The organism is Catellatospora sp. NPDC049133 (assembly GCF_040648455.1).
Lineage (GTDB): Bacteria > Actinomycetota > Actinomycetes > Mycobacteriales > Micromonosporaceae > Catellatospora > Catellatospora aurea.
Map to the genome: position 1 here is coordinate 70788 of NZ_JBEZDT010000038.1, position 21812 is coordinate 92599.

The 21812-nt window shown below is 72.8% G+C and carries 7 protein-coding genes; 6 read left to right on the top strand and 1 reads right to left on the bottom strand.

The features are described from left to right. Positions 1 to 79 precede the first annotated feature (79 nt). The 4 genes from AB0B35_RS33670 to AB0B35_RS33685 all read left to right on the top strand — a co-directional run bounded on the left by AB0B35_RS33670 (position 80) and on the right by AB0B35_RS33685 (position 19745). Positions 80 to 1948, top strand: coding sequence for a hypothetical protein (locus tag AB0B35_RS33670; RefSeq protein ID WP_361053358.1), 1869 nt, complete (start codon positions 80 to 82; stop codon positions 1946 to 1948). 96 nt (positions 1949 to 2044) lie between these two features. Beyond that, the gene (locus AB0B35_RS33675) at positions 2045 to 9526 is read left to right on the top strand and encodes a SpvB/TcaC N-terminal domain-containing protein (RefSeq protein WP_361053361.1); all 7482 of its coding nucleotides are present in this window, start codon (positions 2045 to 2047) and stop codon (positions 9524 to 9526) included. Between the two features lie 44 nt (positions 9527 to 9570). After that, on the top strand, positions 9571 to 16428 hold the full coding sequence (locus tag AB0B35_RS33680) for a neuraminidase-like domain-containing protein (protein WP_361053364.1): 6858 nt from the start codon (positions 9571 to 9573) through the stop codon (positions 16426 to 16428). Next, complete coding sequence (locus AB0B35_RS33685) at positions 16425 to 19745, top strand: hypothetical protein (protein WP_361053366.1); 3321 nt, start codon at positions 16425 to 16427, stop codon at positions 19743 to 19745. The genes AB0B35_RS33680 and AB0B35_RS33685 overlap by 4 nt, the downstream gene beginning before the upstream one ends. Positions 19746 to 19807: 62 nt before the next feature. On the opposite strand, the gene AB0B35_RS33690 is transcribed toward AB0B35_RS33685, so the two are convergent. Next, positions 19808 to 21142 carry a VWA domain-containing protein gene (locus AB0B35_RS33690; protein WP_361053369.1) on the bottom strand — a complete coding sequence of 445 codons (1335 nt, stop codon included), beginning with the start codon at positions 21140 to 21142 and terminating at the stop codon, positions 19808 to 19810. A 102-nt stretch (positions 21143 to 21244) separates the two neighbouring features. Here AB0B35_RS33690 and AB0B35_RS33695 point away from each other — a divergent pair, with 102 nt between their 5' ends. Both AB0B35_RS33695 and AB0B35_RS33700 read left to right on the top strand, forming a co-directional pair. Continuing rightward, complete coding sequence (locus tag AB0B35_RS33695) at positions 21245 to 21463, top strand: DUF2945 domain-containing protein (protein ID WP_360535402.1); 219 nt, start codon at positions 21245 to 21247, stop codon at positions 21461 to 21463. Continuing rightward, positions 21453 to 21803 carry a DUF3140 domain-containing protein gene (locus AB0B35_RS33700; RefSeq protein WP_361053372.1) on the top strand — a complete coding sequence of 117 codons (351 nt, stop codon included), beginning with the start codon at positions 21453 to 21455 and terminating at the stop codon, positions 21801 to 21803. The genes AB0B35_RS33695 and AB0B35_RS33700 overlap by 11 nt, the downstream gene beginning before the upstream one ends. Positions 21804 to 21812 lie beyond the last annotated feature (9 nt).

A 21812-nucleotide genomic window follows, 5' to 3' on the forward strand; every position in this document is an offset into this window, starting at 1 on the left:
CGAGCGCCACTAGAGTGAGCGCGCACCTGGATCGACCGCAACGCATGCCCCCTCCCTGCGTTCAAAGGAACTCCAGCTCATGGCCCGTCGAGTGACTCTCCGCGCCCGGATGCGCTACTGGTTCGACAACACCATGTCGCGCGGCACCACCGGGCTCATCGGCTGGCTCGCCGTCGCCTCCTTCGGCCTGGTGCTGCTCGTCACCGTGGCCATCGAGATCGTCGACCCGTCGGCCATGAACGGTGATCCGCTGCGGGTGCTGTGGAGCACCTTCGTCACCGCGTTCAGCCTTTCCGCACCGACGGAGGCCGAGTGGATCGTCCTGCCGATGTGGTTCGTGCTGGCGCTGGGCGGCATCTTCGTCGCCAGTGCGTTGATCGGTCTGCTTACCAGCGGCATCAACCGCCGCCTGGAGCAGCTGCGCAAGGGCCGCTCGGCGGTGCTCGAACGCGACCACACCGTGGTGCTCGGCTGGTCCGACCAGATCTACACGGTGATCACCGAGATGGTCGAGGCGAACGCGAGTCGCCGCAAGGCCGCCGTGGTCGTGCTCGCCGAGCAGGACAAGGTCACCATGGAGGACCGGGTCGAGCACCGGATCGGCGACACCGGCCGCACCCGGCTGATCTTCCGCACCGGCAGCCCGCTGGACCTCAAGGACCTGGAGATGGTCAACCTCAACGACGCCAGGTCGATCATCGTGCTGGCCCCGGACGGGGCGAGCGCCGAGGATGCCGACGCGTACGTGCTCAAGACCCTGCTCGCGATCAACAAGGGGCCCGCGTTCCGGGGCCGCCCGCACCACGTCGTCGCGGCGGTGCGCGACAGCCGCAACCGGGCGGTCGCCAAGCTGGCCGGCGGGGACGCGATCGTGCTCGACGGCGACGACATCGGCGCGCGGCTCATCGTGCAGACCGCCCGCCAGTCCAAGCTGTCCGTGGTCTACCACGACCTGTTCGACTTCGGCGGCGACGAGATCTACATGACCGTCGAGCCGACCCTGGTCGGGCGGCCGTTCGCGCAGGCGCTGCTGGCGTACAAGCAGTGCTGTCCGCTGGGGCTGCTGCTGGCCGACGGCAAGACCGTGCTCAACCCGCCGCCCGGCACGATGATCAGCCCCGGCGACCGGATCGTGCTGCTCGCCCGCGACGACTCGATGATCAGCCTGGCGACCGCGCCGTTCGCCGTCGACGACACCGCGATCGTGCACGGGGTGCGCGGCCCCGCGGCCCCGGAGAGCACCCTGATCCTCGGCTGGAACCGGCGCGCCGCCCGGATCGTCGAGCAGCTCGACGTGTACGTCGCCGCCGGCTCGACGGTGGACGTGGTCACCGACCGGGCCGACGCGACCCCGGCGGTCGGGCGGCTCGTGCCGCGGCTGCGCCGGCTGGCGATCCGGTCCAAGGCCGGCGACACCCGCGACCGGGGCGTGCTGGAGACGCTGGACGTGGCGTCGTACCACAACGTGATCGTGCTGTCCGACGACGACCTCGACGCGCTCACCGCCGACTCGCGGGTGCTGGTGACCCTGCTGCACCTGCGCGACATCCTGGCCGGGCGCGGCCCCGGCTCGATCGTCAGCGAGATGCGCGACGACCGCGACCGGGCCCTGGCCCAGCTGACCAAGGCCGACGACTTCGTGGTCAGCGAGCAGCTGGTGAGCCTGCTGATGACGCAGATCTCGGAGAACCGCCACCTGGAGTCGGTGTTCGCGGACCTGTTCGACGCCGACGGCGCGGAGATCTACATCCGCCCGGCGAGCTACTACCTGCGCGCCGGGGCGACGATCACCTTCGCGACGGTCGTGGCGTCGGCGGCCCGGCGCGGCGAGGTCGCCATCGGCTACCGGGTCAGCGACAGCGGCGACGGGCACGGGGTGGTCCTCAATCCGGACAAGGAGCAGGTCATGCCGCCCGTCGACCGGGTCATCGTGCTGTCGAGCAGCTGACCGCGCCGGGCGGGCGGGGCGATCCGATGCGGCCCGAGGTGACCGGACATCGACAGATCGAAGCCGGTGACCGCATCCGCGCCTACTGTGCTCAACGTGACGGCCCCCCAGCCTTCGTACCCGACATCGCCGCAGGCAGCGCCGTCCGGACCGCCGGCCCAGCGCTCCGGTGAGCCGGCCGCGCCGGCCGGTCCAGTTTCGGGCGCCGGCCCCTCCGGCGGCGAGGGCGCGGTCGGCCTGCCGACGATCAACCTGCCGCAGGGCGGCGGCGCGGTGCGCGGGCTCGGCGAGAAGTTCGCGGCGAACCCGGTCACCGGCACCGGCTCGCTGTCGGTGCCGCTGCACCTGAGCAAGGGCCGAGCCGGGTTCGGCCCGAACCTGTCGCTGTCCTACGACTCCGGCCGGGGCAACGGCCCGTTCGGGCTCGGCTGGGGCCTGTCGCTGCCGGCGGTGTCCCGGCGCACCGACAAGGGGCTGCCGGAGTACACCGACGACGACGTGTTCCTGATGACCGGCACCGAGGACCTGGTGCCCGTGCCGAACCCGGTGCCGTCGGGCGACTACCCGGCCGGGTACACCGTGGACCGTTTCCGGCCGCGGATCGAGGGCGCGTTCAGCCGCATCGAGCGCTGGCGGCGCGCCGCCGACGGGGACGTGCACTGGCGCTCGATCACCCGCGACGGCGTCACCACCGTGTACGGCGGCGACGGCGGCTCCCGCGTGGAGCACGACGGCCTGGTCTGGTCCTGGCTGATCAGCTCGGCGCACGACCAGCACGGCAACGCCGTCGAGTACGAGTACCTGCCCGAGGACGGTCGCGGCGTCGATTTGAGCAGCGCGCACGAGCAGCACCGCACGGCCGCCGACCGGGGCGCGCAGCGGCACCTCAAACGCATCCGCTACGGCAACCGGGTCAGCCTGCTGTCCACCTCGGAGCGGCCGCAGAGCTGGCTGTTCGAGGCCGTGTTCGACTACGGCGACCACGATCCGGCGCGACCGCTGCCCACACCCGACCGGGACTGGCCGGTGCGCCCCGACCCGTTCTCGGTGTACCGGCCCGGCTTCGAGGTGCGCACCCACCGGCTGTGCCGTCGGGTGCTGATGTTCCACCACTTCCCGGACGAGCCCGGCGTCGGCATGGACTGCCTGGTCAAGGCCACCGAGTTCGGCTACACCGCGGACGAGGCGGCAGGATCGTTCCTGGCCTCGGCGACCACCCGCGGCTACCGACGCGACGGCGAGGGCTACATCGAGCGGGCGATGCCGCCGGTCGAATTCGGGTACCGCCCGGCGACGCTGCGCGGCGAGGTCGGCGAGGTCGACGCCGACAGCCTGCGCAACCTGCCCGCCGGGCTGGGCACCACCGGCTGCCGCTGGGTCGACCTGGACGGCGAGGGCCTGGCCGGGATGCTGCTCGACGCCCCCGGCGGTCTCTACTACAAGGCGAACCTGGGCGGCGGCCGGTTCGACACCGCGCGGGCGCTGCCCGCCGTGCCGAACCAGACCGGGACGACCCTGGTCGACCTGGCCGGGGACGGGCAGCTCGACCTGGTCTCCTACAGCGGGCCGCTGCCCGGTTTCGTGGAGCGCGCCGACGACGGCTGGGCTCCGTTCCGCCCGTTCGCGGCGCTGCCCGCGATCGACTGGCGGGACCCGAACCTGCGCTTCGCCGACCTCGACGGCGACGGCTTTCCCGACCTGCTGCTGGCCGGGGACACCGGGCTGACCTGGTACGCCTCCCGCGCCGAGGAGGGCTTCGGCCCGGCCCGGCACGTGCTGAACCCGCCGGACGAGGCCGACGGGCCGCGGCTGCTGTTCACCGAGGGCCGGGCCGCGGTGCACCTGGCCGACATGACCGGCGACGGCCTGCTCGACCTGGTTCGGGTCCGCAACGGCGAGGTCTGCTACTGGCCCAACCTGGGCCGCCGGTTCGGCCGCCGCGTCGTCACCGACAACGCCCCCCGCTACGCCACCGAGGAGCTGTTCGACCCGCGCCGGGTGCTGTTCGCCGACGTCGACGGCTCCGGCGTCACCGACCTGGTCTACGCCGGGGCGCGTGAGGTGACCCTGTACCGCAACCGGTCCGGCAACGGCTGGACCGACGGCGAGGTGCTCACCGCGACCCCGCAGGGCGAGCTGACCGTGGCCGACCTGCTCGGCGCGGGCACCGCCTGCCTGGTCTGGTCGGCGACCCTGCCCGGCCGGGAGCGGCGTTGCCTGCACTACCTCGACCTGTACGGCGGCGGCAAACCGCACCTGCTCACCGAGGTCGTCAACAACCTCGGCTCCCGCATCACCGTCGACTACGCGCCCTCGACCCGGCACTACCTGGCCGACAAGGCCGCCGGGCGACCGTGGCACACCCGGCTGCCGTTCCCGGTGCACGTCGTCGACACGGTCACCACCGAGGACCTGGTCGCCGGCAGCGTCTTCACCACCTCGTACGCCTACCACCACGGCTTCTTCGACGGCGCGGAGCGGGAGTTCCGCGGCTTCGGCATGGTCGAGCAGTGGGACGGCGGCCGGATCGGCGCGGTCGCCGGGGACCTGCTCGCCGGCCCGCGCACGCTGACCCGGACCTGGTACCACACCGGCGCGTTCGCCGACGGCGGCGAAACGCTGTCGGCCCGCTACGCCACCGAGTACTGGCCCGGCGACCCGGAGTTCCGGCTGCCCGACACGGTGTGGCCGGACGGCGACCTCGACCCCGACGACCTGCGGGAGGCCTGCCGGGCGCTGAAGGGCCTGATCCTGCGGCAGGAGGTGTACGCCGAGGACAGCCCGCTGCCGTACACGGTCACCGAGCGCGACTACGCCGTCGACCTGCTCCGGCCCAAGGGCGGCAACGCCCACGCGGTCTGCTTCGCCCGCCCCCGCGAGACGCTGCAGCTGCACTATGAACGCCGCGAGTACGCCGTCGAAGCCGGCGGCGTCATCACCACCGTCATGGACCCGCGGATCAGCCACGAGCTGGTCCTCGACGCCGACGACTTCGGCAATGTGCTGCTGTCGGCGACCGTCGGGTACGGCCGCCGCCACCCCGACGCCGATGTGGACCCGATGCTCGACGCGGCCACCCGCGACGCGATCCGGGTGGCGCAGACCGGCGTGCGGGTGAAGGTCACCGCGAGCACGTTCACCAACCCGGTGCGGACCGCAGCGGCGTTCCGGGCTCCGCAGCCCGCCGAGGTGCGCACGTACGAGCTGGTGAACGTCACCCCGCCACCGGGCGCGCCGTTCGCGCTCGCCGACCTCAAGGCGCAGGTGCTGACCGCCGCGGAGGTGTCCTACGAGCAGCCGCCCGTCGCCGGGCCCTGCCGCAGGCTGCTGGAGCACACCCGGGTGCGCTACCGGCGCGACGACCTCACCGGCCCGCTCGGGCCCGGCGTGCAGGAGCCGCTCGGGCTGCCGTACGAGAGCTACCGGCTCGCGTTCACCCCCGGGCTGCTGGAGCGGGCATACCGGCGCGGCACGCAGAACCTGCTGCCCTCGCCCGCCCTGGTGCTCGGCGTCGAGGGCGGCCACGTCTACGCCGACGGCGGCTGGTGGATCCCGTCGGGCCGCCTGCTGTACTCGCCCGGCGCGGCCGACACCCCCGCGCAGGAGCTGGCGTACGCCAGGGAGCACTTCTTCACCGTCACCCGGCACGTCGACGCGTTCGGCGCGGTCGGCCACGCCGGCTACGACGGCTACGACCTGCTGTTGCTGGACACCGTGGACGCCGTCGGCAACCGCCTGTCGGCCGGTGAGCGCGCCAAGGCGGCCACGCCGGACGCGGAGGCGCTGACCCCGCGGCTGGACTACCGGGTGCTCGCCCCGGCGGTGACCAGCGACGCCAACCGCAACCGCACCGAAGTGCTGTACGACGCGCTCGGCCTGGTCACCGCGACCGCGCGCCGCGGCAAACCCGAGGAGGCCGTCGGCGACACGCTCGCCGGGCTCGACCCCGAACCCGACGCGGCCGCCTACCTCGCCGACCCGCTCGGGCAGGCGGGGCTGCTCGGCGGAGCGACGAGCCGGTTCGTGATCGACGTCGGCGCGTTCCACCGCACCCGCGACGACGCCCGGCCCGCGCCCGTGGCCACCGCCCTGCTGCGCCGGGAGACCCACGGCACGGAGCCGGGACGGGTGCTGCACCGGATCACCTACAGTGACGGCTTCAACCGCGAGATCCAGGTCAAGGCGCAGGCCGAACCCGGCCCCGACGGGCCGCGCTGGGTCGGCTCCGGCTGGACGGTGTTCGACGACAAGGGCCGCCCGGTCCGCCGCTACGAGCCGTTCTTCACGGGCAGCGCCGCATTCGAGCTCGCCTACACCGCGGGCGTCAGCAACGTCGTCGCCTACGACCCGGTCGGGCGCGAGGTCGTGCTGCTCGCCCCGGACGGGACGTACAGCAAGACCCGGTTCGACCCGTGGCAGCACGAGGTCTGGGACCCCAACGACACGGTCCTGCTCGACCCGCGCACCGACCCCGACGTGTCGGCGCTGCTGGCCGCCCACTTCGCGGCCCAGCCCGCCGGCTGGCAGACCTGGCACCAGCGGCGAATCGGCGGCGGCCTCGGCCCCCGCGAGCAGCGCGCCGCGATCGAGGCCGCCGTGCACGCGGCCACGCCCGGGGCCGGGTACGCCGACGTGCTCGGCCGGACCGTGGTCACCGTCGCCCACGACCGGCACACCACGCCCGGCACCGGGGTCGTCGTCGACGAGCGGCACGCGGTGCGCGACGTGCTCGACGTCGAGGGCGCGCGGCTGTCGCGGACGGACGCCCGGGGCGTGACGACCGCCGAGACCGTGTTCGACGTCGCCGGGCGCGCCATCGCCACCCGCAGTCCGGACTCGGGCGAGCACTGGTACGTGCCCGACGTGGGCGGCGCGCCGATCCGCCGCTGGGACTCCCGCGGGTTCGCGGCCCGGCACGTCTACGACGCCGCCCGCCGCCCGGCCCAGCTGTGGATCACCGCACCGGGCTCCGACACCGAGATCCTGGCCGCGCTGACCGTGTACGGCGAGGGCGCGCCCGCCGCGGCGGCCGACAACGTGCGCGGCCGGGTCCGGTACACCTTCGACGGCAGCGGGCTGCTCACCGCGCACCGGCACGACTTCAAGGGCAACCTGCTGGCCTCCCGGCGGCAGCTCGCGAAGGCCTACGACACCACTCCGGACTGGTCGGCGCTGGCCGGGGTCGCCCCGGCCGGGGTCGAGACCGCCGCGCTGCCGCTGATCGAGGCGGAGCCGATGGCCACCGCCACCGACTACGACGCCCTCGACCGGCCGGTGATGCAGGTGCTGCCCGAGGGCACCGTGCTGCAGCCCCGCTACAACGAGGCCGGGCTGCTGGAGTCGCTGTCGGCGCGGCTGTCCGGCGCGGTGGCCCCGACGGTCTACCTCGCCTCGGCCGACTACGACGCGGCGGGGCGGCGGGTGCGGGCGGCGTACGGCAACGGCACGGTCACCGAGCACCGGTTCGACCCGCACACGTTCCGGCTGCGCGGCGTCGCCACCCGGCGCGGCACGAGCGCGTTGCAGGACCTGTCCTACGTGCACGATCCGTCGGGCAACACCGTCGACGCCGCCGACGCCGCGCAGCGCACGGTGTTCTTCGACGGCGAGGTCACCTCCGGCGACAGCCACTACGTCTTCGACTCGCTGTACCGGCTCATCGAGGCCACCGGCCGCGAGCACGCCAGCCTCGGCGTGCAGCCCGACGGCGCGAACCCGGCGAGCCGGCCGATCCCGCACCCGGACGACGTGAACGCGGTGCGCGCCTACACGCAGCGCTACGCGTACGACCCGGCGGGCAACATCCTGACCATGGCGCACGTCGCCGGGGTCGGCAGCTGGACCAGGAACTACCTCTACGCGACCGGTTCGAACCGGCTGCTGTCGCACACCGTGCCGGGCGGCGCCGGCAGCGTCTCGTTCACCCACGACGCGCACGGCAACCTGACCGGGCTGCCGCATCTGGGCGCGATCGGTTTCGACCACCACGACCAGATGGCGTCGGTGGACCTCGGCGGCGGCGGGCACGCGTACTACACCTACGACGGCGCGGGCCTGCGGGTGCGCCGGATGCTGCGCCGCAACGGCGGCGTCACCGAGGAGTTCGTCTACCTGGGCGGCTACGAGGTGTACCGCCGTCGGGTCAACGGCCAGGTCGTCTTCGAGCGGCAGACGGTGCACCTGCTCGACGGCCCGCGCCGGGTGGCGACGGTCGAGCGGACCACCGTGGACACCTGGCAGCCGCAGCAGGCCGGGATGCTGCGGCACCGGTTCCAGTACGACGACCAGACCGGCTCGGCGCGCCTCGAACTCGACGACACCGGCAAGGTGATCTCCGTCGAGGAGTACCACCCGTACGGCACGACGTCGCTGTGGTTGAACGCGCCCGAGGTCAGCGCGCGCCGCTACCGGTACACCGGCAAGGAGCGCGACGACGAGACCGGCCTGTCCTACCACGGGGCCCGCTACTACGTGCCGTGGCTGGGCCGGTGGAACAGCTACGACCCGCAGGCGCACCGCCCCGGCGAGAGCACCTACATGTACGTGCGCGGCAATCCGGTGCGCTTCCACGACCCCGACGGGGCCGACTGCAAGGAGATGACCGAGCAGAAGCTGCCCTGGTGGAGCTTCCTGTTCCCGGCCCACGCCGGGTACGCGGTGCGCCCGCAGCTCAACCCGTGCCTGAAGGACAACCCGGGCTGGCAGCAGTGGGAGGCCGAGAGCCAGAAGAAGATGACGACGGCAGCGACGTCCGGCCAGGTCGTCGGCTTCGGCGTCGCCTCCGGGTTCGCCGCGGTCGGCTCCGTCGCCGTGGTCAGCCTGGTGTACGGCGGCATCGCCCTGGGCTCGATGGCCCTGACCGCGAGCGAGTCCGCGGGGTTCTGGCTGCTGGCGAACCCGGGCAAGGCCGCCGTGATGAGCGTGCTCGCCCAGTTCGCGGTCGGGTTGGTGGACCCGCACCCGGTCGGCATGTCACCCATGGACCAGAACCCGCTGATGGCCGCCGGGCACGCCACCGGCGCCGAGGTGCGCACCCTGGCCCAGGTCTCCGGCGCGGAGGACCTGGTGGTCCGCACGGTGCGGATGCTCAAACCGAAGCAGCTGATGGACGCGCTGCGCGAGACGTGGGCGCTGGACAAGGAGGCGTTCGGCGCGATGTGGCGCGGCACCATCCTGGAGGGTGTGCTGGCCGGTACCCGTTACCGGTTGCTGGAGTGGGTCGGGCGGCTCAAGGGCGGCTACTTCAAGACGTTCGACTTCTACGCCAAGGAAGGCAAGATCGGTATCCAGCTCAAGACGCTGCAGGGCGTGCCGAAGCTGTCGGACTACACGAAGTTCATCGACGAGCTGGCCGCGGCGAAGAAGGCCGGGGTGATGGAGGACGGCCGGGCGGTGAGCACCGTGATCCTGGACATCGCCACCCCGGCCGGCTACACGGGCCCGGCGGGCAAGGCCGCCGAGTACGCGGCCAACATCAAAGCGATCGAGAAGTACGGCGCGGACAACGGCGTGGTCGTGCGGGTCATCGGCCTCACCGAGGACCAGCTGACCAACGTCGTCGTGTCGCCCAAGAAGTGACCCGCGCCCAGCGGTTCCCCCGGACACAGGCAGGAGAGGGGCTCATGCAGATCAGTGGCCGTGCCTATTTCGACGACGGGCGGCCCGCCGCGGACGTGACGCTGAGGTTCGTCAGCGTCGGGTTCAACGGCCGCGCCGACGTGCTCGCCGAGACGTCGACCGGCGGCGACGGCGCGTATTCGGTGACGGTCCAGCATGAGGGCCCGGTCAACCTGGAGGTCCGTGCGGTCACCGACGGGGGCCGGGTGAACCGCGCACCGGGCGCCGGGCCATCGCGCGCCGGGACGCCGAGCGCCGACGACGAGCCGACCGTCCGGCTCGACCCGCACACCGTGGACACGCTGCGGTCGGCCGAGACGGCACGGGTGCGGACCGTCGTGCGGCAGGCCGGCGAAGCGAGCGAGATCCGCCTCACCGGGGTGCGGCACGGGCTGCAGGGCCGGTTCGACGGCCCGCTGAACGTCGTGGTGCCCGCCCGGCTGCGGCCGATGGCGGGCGAGTACGAGCGGCTCGATGACGACGTGCGCCCGCACCTGGGCGACGCGCGGCTGCGCAGCGCGGTCGAGGACGGGGTCACCAACGACCTGACCCTGCTCTCGTCGGCGACCAGCTGGGACGCGCGGCTGCTGGCGCTGGCCGCGACCGCTGACAAGCTGTCGCGCGGCACCGGCGTGCAGCCGCCCGCCCTGTACGGCATGCTGCGCGCCGGGCTGCCCACCGATCCGGTGCAGCTGGCCCGCGTGGACGCGGGTGCGGTGGACCGCGCGTTGCGCGGTGCGGTCGAGGCCGGGGTGGTCGGCCTCGACGAGGAGCAGATCCGGGCCGCGGTGCAGGCGCACGAGGCGTACGCGGTGAAGCTCCGGCGGCGGATGGTCGGTGCGGGCACAGTGTCCAGCTGGGGCGATGTGCTGGCGACCACGAAGCTGCCGCAGGAGCAGACCTCGGTGCTGGAGACGCTGTTCACCGAACACGGCCGGGACCGGGACGTGGACGGGTTCTGGGACGCCGCCGAGCGGCGCGGCCTGCCCGCCGACTCGCTGCGGGTCAGCGCCCGGCTGGCGCACCTGACCCTCAACAACGCCGACCTGATCGGCGACCTGCAGCGCGGCGTGGACGGCTCCGCCGACCTCGGCCCGGCCCTGGTCCGCGACGGCCTCTACCGGCCCGACCGCTGGACCGAGCGGATCACCGCACTGTCCGGGCAGGACCCCGAACGCCTCGACGGGCTCATCCCGCCCGCCTACGACGGTGCGGACACCGCCGAGCGGCTCACCGCCTACGCGGCCGACCTGGCCCGCAAGGTGCGGCTGTCCTACCCGACGCAGGTCATCGGGGACATGGTCGCCACCGGCGCGCTCGCGCTGCGCCATGACGAGGTCCGCGACGACGTGGCCCGGGTGCTGGACACCGCCGCGAACCGGCACGGCTTCGCGCTGGGCCGTACGCCGGTCAACACGTTCCTGGCCGAGCACGGCGGCGAGCTGTTCGCCGGCATGGGCGACGATCAGGTCACCAAGACGACCGCGCAGGTCAAGACACTGGCCCGGCTCTACCAGGTGACGCCCGACGACGAGTCGATGCAGGCGATGCTCGCCGCCGGATTCGGCTCGGCGCTCGACGTCACCGCGGTGTCGTACGAGACGTTCCTGGACACCAAGGCGCACCTGTTCGCCGGGCCGCAGGTCGCCGACCGGATCTACCGCAAGGCGCAGCAGGTCACCACGGTCGTCTACAGCTTCCTCGGGGTGGTGCAGCAGGCGGGCGCGGAGGTCGTGCTGCCCGTGGCGAGCCCGCCCGTCGAGGCCGTCGCGGCGGCCAAGAGCGAGCTGATCAAGCAATATCCGACGCTGGAGACGCTGTTCGGCTCGATGGACTTCTGCGAGTGCGACCACTGCCGCTCGATCCTCGGCCCGGCCGCGTACCTGGTGAACCTGCTGCGCTTCCTCGACCCCGCGCCGGAGGCGTGGGCCAAGCGGCTGGCCGACTGGAAGACCGCGCACGGCGGCGCGCCGTATCCGTACGCGGACATTCCGGCGTGGAAGGCCGACGGCGAACCCGCGCCGATGACGCCGTACGAGGTGCTCACGCAGCGCCGCCCGGACCTGCCGAAGCTGCCGCTGACCTGTGAGAACACCAACACGGCGCTGCCCTACCTGGACATCGTGAACGAGATCCTGGAGCAGTACACCGCCGAGGGCACCCTGGCCGGCATGCCGGTGTACGACACCGGCAACGCGACCAGCGAGAACCTGATCGCCGAACCGGCCAACCAGCTCGCCAAGGCGTACAGCACGCTGAAGGCCGCCCGCTACCCGCTCACGCTGCCGTTCGACCTGTTCCTGACCACGGTGCGCGCGTTCTGCGACCACTTCGACGCCCCCCTGTGGACGCTGCTGGACACGCTGCGCCCCACCGATGCGCTGTACCCGGCCGGGTCCGAACCCTACGGCCGGGCCGCGGTGTTCCTGGAGCGCCTCGGGCTCACCCCCGACGAGCTGCGCCTGCTCACCGCCGCGAACCCGCTGCCCACCTGGACCGCGCTGTACGGCTACGACGGCGCCGTCACCGAGACGCAGGCGCTCACCGAGCTGTCCGGCGCGGTGACCCTGTCCCGGCGGCTCGGCGTGACCTACCGCGAGCTGGTCGCCCTGGTGCGCACCGGTTTCGCCAACCCCGGCCTGGCCGGGCTGGCCACCCTGCGCCGCCTCGACCTGAGTATGGAGGACGCGCTGCGCTACCGGGCCGCCGCCGGCCACGCGCCGTTCACCGCCGAGGAGAAGGCCGCGCTGGAGGCCAAGCTCGGCCCGGTGGGCGTGACCTGGCTGCAGGGCGTCGACCTGACCGTCCTCGGCAGCGTGCTGGTGCTCGCCGACCCCGGGGCCGACCCGGGCTTCACCAACACGGTGCTGCGCCGCCTCGACGGCACCCCGGCGCAGCCCTTCGACTTCCTGCTGCTCAACCTGTTCGTACGGCTGCAGCGCCGGCTGCGCCGGCCGATCGAGGACCTCGACCGGGCGCTGCTGACGTTCCTGCCGACCACCCCCGACCCGCGCACGGCCACCACGATCGGCGCGGCGCTGCGCAGCGCCCTGCTCGGCCTGGCCCACCTGGACGTGCTCGCGGCCGACCTCAAGACCGGCAAACGCGGCCGCACCGACCTGCTCGCCCTGTGGGCAGACCTGGACGACCGGCACTACACCGAGCTGTTCCGGTCCGGCGCGCTGCCGACCGCCGACCCGGCGTTCGACCATCCCCTCGGCGACTACCTGTCGGACGGGTCGGTGCCGCTCAAGGCGCACCTGGCGGCGGTGCAGTCGGCGCTGCGGCTGACCGCCGACGACATCGCCGCGATCCTGGCCGCGGCGACCGCGCACACCGTCGACGACGCGCCGCTGACCATGCCGGTCGTGTCGGTGCTGCACCGGCACGCGCTGCTGGCCCGGCTGCTGAAACTGCCGGTCGCGGACCTGCTCGCGCTCAAGGGCCTGACCGGCCTGGACCCCTTCACGCCGACCGCGGCGGCCCCGGTCGCCGACCTCGCCGACGACCACGCGTTCACGCAGACCATGGCGTTCGTCGAGGCGGTGCGTGCGGTCAAGGAGCTGGGCGTGGAGCGGCTGAACTTCCTGCTGCGCCACCGGTTCGACCCGCTCGGCCCGCGCCGGGCCGCCGCCGAGCCGCCGTTCGCGCTGCTGCGCGGCCTCGCGGCGGAGATCACCCGCATCCGGGCCGAGCACGCCGTGCCCGCCGACCCGGCGCTGTTCACCGACGACGTGCTGCGCGCCCGGCTCGCGCTGGTGTTCCCGGCCGACGTCACCGAGGCCCTGTACGGCATGTGGACCGACACCGTGCCGCTGCGCGCGGTCCGGCCCGCCGCCCCGGCCGCCGCCCTCGACCCGGCCGACTTCGCCGCGCTGCCGCAGGTCACCGTCGTGTACGACCCGGTGCGCCAGGAGCAGCAACTGGTGCACCGCGGGGTGCTGCGCGACGGCGAGCGGGCCGCGCTGCTCGCCGCGGTCACCGGGGCGCAGCCCGCGTACCTGGCCGGGCTGCTCGACGACGTGCAGGCCCAGGGCCGGGCGCTGTTCGACCGGCACCTGCTGCGCGCCACGGTGCCCGGGGTCGGCGAGACCGGCTTCCTCGCGGCGGGCGACTTCGACACGCTGTTCGCCGCACCGCCGCTGACCGCCGCCGCGGACCGCGACCGGCGTGCCCTGCTGGCCGAAGCGCTGCTGCCGTACCTGCGGGACCGGCTCATCCGGCAGGCCGTGATCACCGCTGTTGCTGCCGACCTGGGCACCGCGCCCGCGTTCACCGAGGCGCTGCTCACCGACACGGCGCTGCTCGACCGGCCCGACCAGCCCGGCCAGGCGCTGCTGGGCGCGTACGCGGCTGCGGCCGGGCCGGGCCTGAGCACCGACAGCGCGGGCGGCGCGGTGACGCTGACCGGTCATGTCGAGGTGCCCGCGACCGGGCCGTACCGGTTCACGGTCGCGGGGCTGCCCGTCGGCACCCTGGTGTCGGTCCGGTTCGGTCACCTCGCCGATCCGCTCCTGCACACCACGACCTCGTCCGCCGCGCCCGAGCCGTCGGCTTTCACCGAGCTGAAGGCGGGGCAGCCGTACGCGATCATCGTGCGAGCCACGGGGACGGTGACGCCGATGCTGCTGGCGCAGGGCGAGACCGTGCCGCAGGGGCCGGTCACACAGCTGATCACCTACCCGCGCGACGGTGTGGACGCGCTGCACCGGGCGCACCTGCTGCTGGGCAAGACCACGGAGCTGCTCGGTGTGCTGGGCCTCGACGCAACCGAGGCCACCTACCTGCTCACCCACCCGGCGGACTTCGACGGGCTGGACCTGGGGGAGCTGCCGACCCGGGCCGCCGACGACACCGACGTCACGGCGCGCGAGCTGTTCGCACAGGTGCTGCGGCTGTGCGCGTACGCCCGGCTGAAGGGTGAGCTGGGCGCGGACCTGACGCCGCTGCTCGCCGCCGCCCGCCGCGCCTTCCCGGGCGACGTGACGGCCGCCGACGCGCGGGAGCAGACCCTCGCCGGTCTCGCCTCGGCGGTCGGCGCGGTCACCCGCCGCGACCCGGCGGCGGTGCGCGCGGCGATGGACCTGCTCGGCGTCACCGCCACCGTCGGCGCCGGCGACCCTTACCCGGTCGAGGCCGTCGCGCTGGCCGACGAGCGCGGCCTGGCCCGGCTGTGGCGGCTGCTGCAGCTCGCCGGCCGCTTCGGGGTGAGCCCGGCGGTGCTGTCGGGCTGGGCCGACCCGGAACCCGACGCGGCTGTCGCCCAGGGGATACGCGACACCCTGCGCGCCCGCTACGCACCCGAGGTGTGGCGGGCCGTGGTCAAGCCGATCGCCGACCGGCTGCGCCAGGCCCGCCGCGACGCGCTCGTGGCGCACCTGCTGCAGACGATGGATCTGGACCGGCTGGAGCAGCTGTACGAGATCTTCCTTGTCGACCCCGGCACCGAACCCGTGGTGCAGACCTCCCGGCTGCGCCAGGCGATCTCCTCGGTGCAGCTGTTCATCCAGCGCTGCCTGCTCAACCTGGAGCCGAAGGTCAGCCCGTCGGTCATCGACGCGGCGCATTTCGCCTGGATGAAGCGCTACCGGGTCAGCGAGGCCAACCTGAAGATCCTGGTGTGGACCCCGAACTGGCTGGAGCCGGAGTTCCGCGACGACAAGACGCACCTGTTCCAGGAGCTGGAGAGCGCGCTGACACAGACCGACCTGACCAACGACGACGCCGAGGACGCGCTGTTCGGCTACCTGCGCGGCCTGGACGAGATCGCCCGCCTGGACATCCGCGCCGTGTACGTCGAGCAGGCCCCCGACCCGTCCGACAACGTCGTGCACGTCGTCGGGCGCACGTTCGCCGCGCCGCACAAGTACTTCTACCGGACCCTGGCGCACCGGTCCTGGACGCCGTGGTCGCCGGTCACCGCCGAGATCGAGGGCGACCACGTCGCCATCGCCAAATGGCGCGACCGGGTGCACATCTTCTGGGTCACCTTCGTGCCCGAGCCCGGCAAGCCCGACCCCGGCCCGCTCGCCGGCGAGGGCGCGGCGACGTTGACGTTCGGCCAGTTGTCCGGGCTGTCGGCGCTGCTGTCGGTCAACGTCAAGCTCGGCTGGACGCACCGCTTCGGCCGGGACTGGAGCCCGGCCGGTTCGAGCGGCGTGCTGAAGGTGCCGCTCGGGGCGATGGTGTCCTTCGACCCGAAGGAGGAGCACGTGCACGCGACCACGGCCGCCGACGGGGCCGTGTGGGTCCACCTCACCGGGCGGCTCAACACCGCGTTCCGGGTCGTCAGCAGGCACGCGACGCCGACGCTGAAGACCGCCGCGCAGCCGCCGCGGCCGCCGTTCGCCGAGATCACCGACGGTGACCAGGGCCGCTGGGACGCCACCGGCACGCTGTCGTCGTTCTACGTCGACAAGATCACGACGAAGAACGACGTGCAGCAGCCCGCCTGCCCGACCAAGCTGGCCATCCTCGGCAAGATCTCCGAGTACGCGCTGGTCACCAACGGCACCCCGATCGGCGGGCTGCCCTCCGACGTCGGCAACCTGGTGCTGCCGTTCTTCGTCGCCGACGAGCACGCCACCTTCTGGGTCGAGCCGCAGCTCACCGAGCGCACCATCGAGCAGGGCGACCGGCTGATCTTCACCACGCCGCTGATCGAGCCGCACTTCGAGCTGCCGCCGCTGGTCGCGCACGTGCCGGTGCCGCCCGGCCCGCCGCAGTGGGAGGTCGATCCCCGGGTGCTGTACCAGATCGAGCCCAAGTTCGACGAGATCACCGCGCTGGGCAAGACCGTCGCGTTCGGCGACACCGTCATCGGCCCGCAGGGCGGGCACTTCTTCTCCGGAGGCGCGTTGTGATCGCCAAGGACCAGCTCGTCCAGCAGTTCCACGGAGGCAGTGCGCTGGCGAGCCAGCTCGGCGCATACAAGATCAACCGGACCACGGTCGTCGAGCGGGAAATGGCGTACCGCTTCTTCGGCCACTTCCACCCGTACGTGCACGAGCTGATCCACGAGCTGGTGGAGCGCTCGGTCAGCGGCCTGCAGGCGGCCGACACCGACTACCTGCGCACCCCCGACGGCAAGGTGAAGACCCTGCCCGACGGCCGGCCCCGGCCGCGCCTGTACGAGGAGTTCTTCGCCGGGTACGCGCCCAGCGCCCGGGTCACCGGCGACCATCCGGTCAAGGACCTCGACTTCACCGCCACCGGCGCGTACTCCTGCTACAACTGGGAGCTGTTCTACCACGTGCCGATCGCCATCGCGACGCACCTGATGCGGGCCCAGCGCAACGAGGACTGCCAGCGCTGGCTGCACTACGTCTTCGACCCGACCGCGACCGGTGTCGACCCGTCGCCGATGCGGTTCTGGAAGGTGCGCCGCTTCCACGAGCTGGAGGTCGTCAGCATCGAGAAGGTGCTGGCCAACCTGTCCACCCAGGCCGACAAGAAGCTGCTCGAGGACACCCTGGCCGCCATCCACGACTGGAAGGACCACCCGTTCCGCCCGCACGTGGTGGCCCGGTGGCGGCAGAGCGCCTACATGGTCAAGACGGTCATGCTGTACCTGGACAACCTCATCGCCTGGGGCGACCGCCTGTTCGCCGAGGACAACGGCGAGTCGATCGGCGAGGCCACCCAGTTGTACGTGCTCGCCGCGCAACTGCTCGGTCCGCGCCCGCAGGCGGTGCCGCGCAAGGGCTGGCAGCAGCCCCAGTCGTACGAGTCGCTGCGCCCCAAACTGGACGCGCTCGGCAACACGTTCACCGAGCTGGAAGTCGACATCCCGTTCGACAAGCTGCCGCCGCCGAGCGCCCCGTCGGACGCCGCCGCGCTGCAGACCGTCGCCAGCATCGGCGGGGCGCTGTACTTCTGCGTGCCGCCCAACGAGAAACTGCTCGGCTACTGGGACACCGTCGCCGACCGCCTCTTCAAGATTCGTAACAGCCTGAACCTGCAGGGCGTGTTCCGGCAGCTGCCGCTGTTCGACCCGCCGATCGACCCGGCGCTGCTGGCCAAGGCCGCCGCCGCGGGGCTCGACGTGTCCTCGGTGCTGGCCGGCCTGCACCAGCCCGCGCCACTGGTGCGCTTCTCGGTGCTCGTGCACAAGGCCGCCGAGCTGGCCCGCGACGTCAGCTCGCTGGGCGCGCACCTGCTGTCGGCGATCGAGAAGCAGGACGCCGAGACCCTGTACGCGCTGCGCGCCCGGTACGAGCGCAGCCTGCTCCAGCGCGCCGAACTGGTGCGCTTCCAACAGTGGCAGGAGGCGGTCAAGGCGCGGGAAGGCGTGCAGAAGTCGTTCGCGTCCGCGCTGACCCGCTACCGCTACTACGAGCTGCAGCTCGGCAAACCCGACGCGGAGATCGTCGTGCCCGGACTGGACGACCTGGACCGGGCCGCGATGGCGACCCTGAAGTTCACCTCCGGCGAGGAACCCGGCCCGCAGCCGCGGCCGCTGGAGGTCGACATCGCCAAGAACCTGGCCGACGCCGACGGCAAGCTCATCTCCTCGTACGAGGCCAAGGAGCTGGAGTTCCTCAAGCTGGCCCAGTCGTCGCGGGACAAGGCGATGGACGGCGACTCACTGGCCGCGATGCTGAGCATGATCCCGACCTTCGGGGCCCGGTTCGAACCCTTCGGCACCGGCGGCACCATCTCGTTCGGCGGCGGCAACCTGGCCGCCGGGGTGTCCTGGCACGCGTCCTCCGACAAGCAGAGCGCCGAGTCCCGTTCGCACACCGCCGCGGTCGCGGGCAAGGTCGGCTCGTACGCCCGCCGCCAGCTCGACTGGTCCTACCAGAGCAACCAGGCCCTGGCCGACCTCGCGGTCACGCTCAAGCACTGGCGGGCGGCGCAGATCCGCGAGGCGTCCAGCGAGCAGGAGTTCCGCAACCATCAGCAGCAGATCGCCGAGGCCGAGCAGATCGAGCAGTTCCTGGCCGGGGAGAAGGTGGACGGCGCGACCAAGACCAGCACCGCCGCGCTGTACACCTGGCTGCGCCGGGAGATCCGGGCGCTGTACAACTCCGGGCTGAGCCTGGCCACCGAGGTCGCCCGCAAGGCCGAACGGGCGCTGCAGTACGAACTCGGCGACCCCGGGCAGTCGTTCCTGCAGCCCGGCTACGCCACCGGCAAGGAGGGGCTGCTGGCGGGCGAGCGGCTGCTGCTCGACGTCAAGCGCATGGAGCACGCCTACCACGACCTCAACCGGCGGGAGCTGGAGCTGACCAAGAACGTCAGCCTGCGCCAGCTCGACCCCGGGGCGCTCATGCGGCTGCGGACGTACGGGTTCTGCGAGGTCACCCTGACCGAGGACCTGTTCGACCAGGACTACCCCGGGCACTACTTCCGCCGGCTGCGTGCCGTCGGGGTGAGCATGCCCGCCACCGCCGGACCGCAGACCACCGTCGCCTGCACCCTCACCCTGCTGCACAGCAGCATCCGGGTCACCCCGCAGCTGGCCGACGGCGCGTACGAGCGCGACGGCGAGGACACCGAGCGCTTCCGTGACAGCTACGGCCGCGTCGAGTCGATCGCGACCAGCAACGCGGTCGGCGACTGGGGCACCTTCGACGGGCCGAACGGCCGCGACGAGCGCCTCGGGCCGTTCGAGGGCCAGGGCGCGATCAGCACCTGGCGCATCGAGCTGCCGAAGCTGCGCCAGCACGACTACCTGGCGATCCCGGACGTGATCCTGCACGTGCGGATGACCGCCCGCGACGGCGGTCTGCCGCTGCGCCAGGCGGCCGAGACGGCCCTGGCCGAACGCATCGCCGCGGCCGGAGCGGTCGGCAACGTGCGGCTGCTGTCGCTGCGGCAGGACTTCCCGACGGCGTGGGCGAAGTTCCGCTCCGCTCCCGCGGCGGCCCGCACCCCGTTCACGGTCACCCTGCGGCCCGAGCACTACCCGTTCTGGGCCGACACCGGCAGTGCGGTGCTGCGCCGGATCGAGGTGTACGCCCAGCCGGGCGCGGCCACCGCGGTCACCGTCACCGCCGACGCCGCGGGCACGCAGCCGGTGCTCGCGCTGTCCTCGGACGGCGCCCCGCCCGGACTGCTCTGGGGCAGGCTGCCCGACGCGGCGGCCCCGCCCGCCGCGCTGGGCGCGTTCACCTGGCACTTCGACGACACCCGCCTCGACGACGCCTGGCTGCTGCTCACCTGGGGCACCGAGTAGGCCCGCGCGACGTGACACGAGTGGCCCGGGTCCTGACCGGACCCGGGCCACTCGGCTGCCGCTCAGCTGCTCGGCGGCTCCGGCTCGGCGTTCCCGGCCGACGGCGGCTCGTTCGTGGGGCCGCCCGAGGCCGGCGGCAGGTTCCGGCCGCGGCTGCGGGACTTGTACGCCGAGTCCGACGACGAGTACTTCGCCGCGCGCGCGATCATGCCTTGCTCGGTCTGCTCGGCCAGGTACCGCAGCGACGACGCCTCTTCGTCCAGGTCGGCGCGCAGGTGGTCCGGGGCGGCGGCCAGCGCGTCGTCGACCGCGCGCTGCGCCCGGCGGATCTCCTCGAGCGCCGCGGGGACCGAACTGCGGCTCAGGTGCCCCGAGGCGCGGCGCTTGGCCTTCTGGACCTGCAGGTACGCCAGTTCGGTCCGCACCACCGGATCCGGGATGCGGCCCGCCGCCTGGTCACCCGGCACGACGTTGACGTGCACCGGGACCGTCACCGTGTGCTGGGTGAGGCTCGGCAGCTCGACCCAGCTGAACTCGCAGGTCGCGACCTGGGCCAGGCCGAGCGCGGCGATCGCCGGGATGTCGAACACCAGCAGCAGTTTGCGGGTCTCGTCGGCGTAGAACGCGCCCAGTTCGGCCAGCACGGTGTTGCCCGTCGCCGTGACCGGCAGGTCGTTGAGGATCTGCACCGCCCGCACCTCGGGCGACAGCGTGATCTGCAGCGACGCCGCCTGCGCCGTCTGCGACAGCAGCCCGTCGACCTCCCCGGCGATCTGCGCGGAGGCGGTGTCGGCCTCTTCGGCGAACAGCTCGTTGCCCATGCCGCCCCGGGCGATCGCCGACAGCAGCCGCTCGTCGTAGCCGAGTCCGAAGCCGAGCGTGGACGAGGTGACCTGGTCCGCGTAGGCCTTCGCGGCCACCCCGCCGAGGGCGTCGGGGTCGGTGACGCCCGCGTTGGCGTGCCCGTCCGAGACGAGCAGCAGCCGTGCCCCGCCCGCCCCGGCGACCCGCTTGGCCTCCTGCAGCCCGCGCAGGTAACCGGCGGACAGGTCGGTGTTGCCCCGGGCCTGCAGCTCCGCGATGGCCCTTTTGACCTTGAGCTTGTCGGTGAGCTTGCTGGCCGGGACGGTCAGCTCGACCCGGTCGTCGAAGGCGACCAGGCCGAAGTTGTCCTGTGGGTCGAGCCGGTTCACCAGCCCGATCAGCGCGGTCTTCGCGCCGTCCAGGCGCGCGCCCTGCATCGAACCGCTGCGGTCGAGCACCACCTGCAGCGTCTGCGGCGGGCGGGGCCCGGCGGCGGCCGGGGCGGGCGGTGCGGTCAGCTCGATGAGCACCGACAGCTGGTCGTCGGTCTCCACGGCGACGACGTCGACGTCCAGATGCGCGGTGATGTGCATGGAATCTCCTTCGGACGGCCATACGGGACCGCGTGCACAGTAGGAGGCGGCGTCCAGTGCGGCGAGGTTTCAGCGCTGTCGGGCCGGGAAACTGAACCGGTCATGGGGGAGCACAAGAAACTTCGCAAAGGTGACAAAGTGGCCTGGCGCAGTCACGGACAGACCGTGCACGGCACCGTCGAGGAGAAGATCACCGACCGCGCCGACGCCGCCGGGCGCACCGTCGCCGCCTCGGACGACGACCCGCAGTACCGCGTGACCAGCGACAAGACCGGCCGCGACGCGGTACACAAGCCGGAGGCGCTACGCCGTGAACGCTGACGATCGCGACGAGACCTACCGCGACTTCGACGACGCGGTCAACATGACCCCGGCCGTGCTGGAGAAGTGGCTCGACAGCGAGGACTCCACCGCGGTCGGGCAGAAGACCGCCGGCGGCGAGTCGACCGGACACGCCTCCGGGCGGCGCATCGTCGGGCTGCTGCGGACGAAGAAGGCCGACCTCGCCGACGCGGACCTCGCCCTTATGCGCAAGGTCGTCGGGTACGTGCACCGGCACCTCGCCCAGCGCCCGTCCGGCGACGTCACCGAGACACCCTGGCGGTACTCCCTGATGAACTGGGCCACGACTCGCTGCGCTAACGCCTTTGCGCGATCATGATCACGCGCT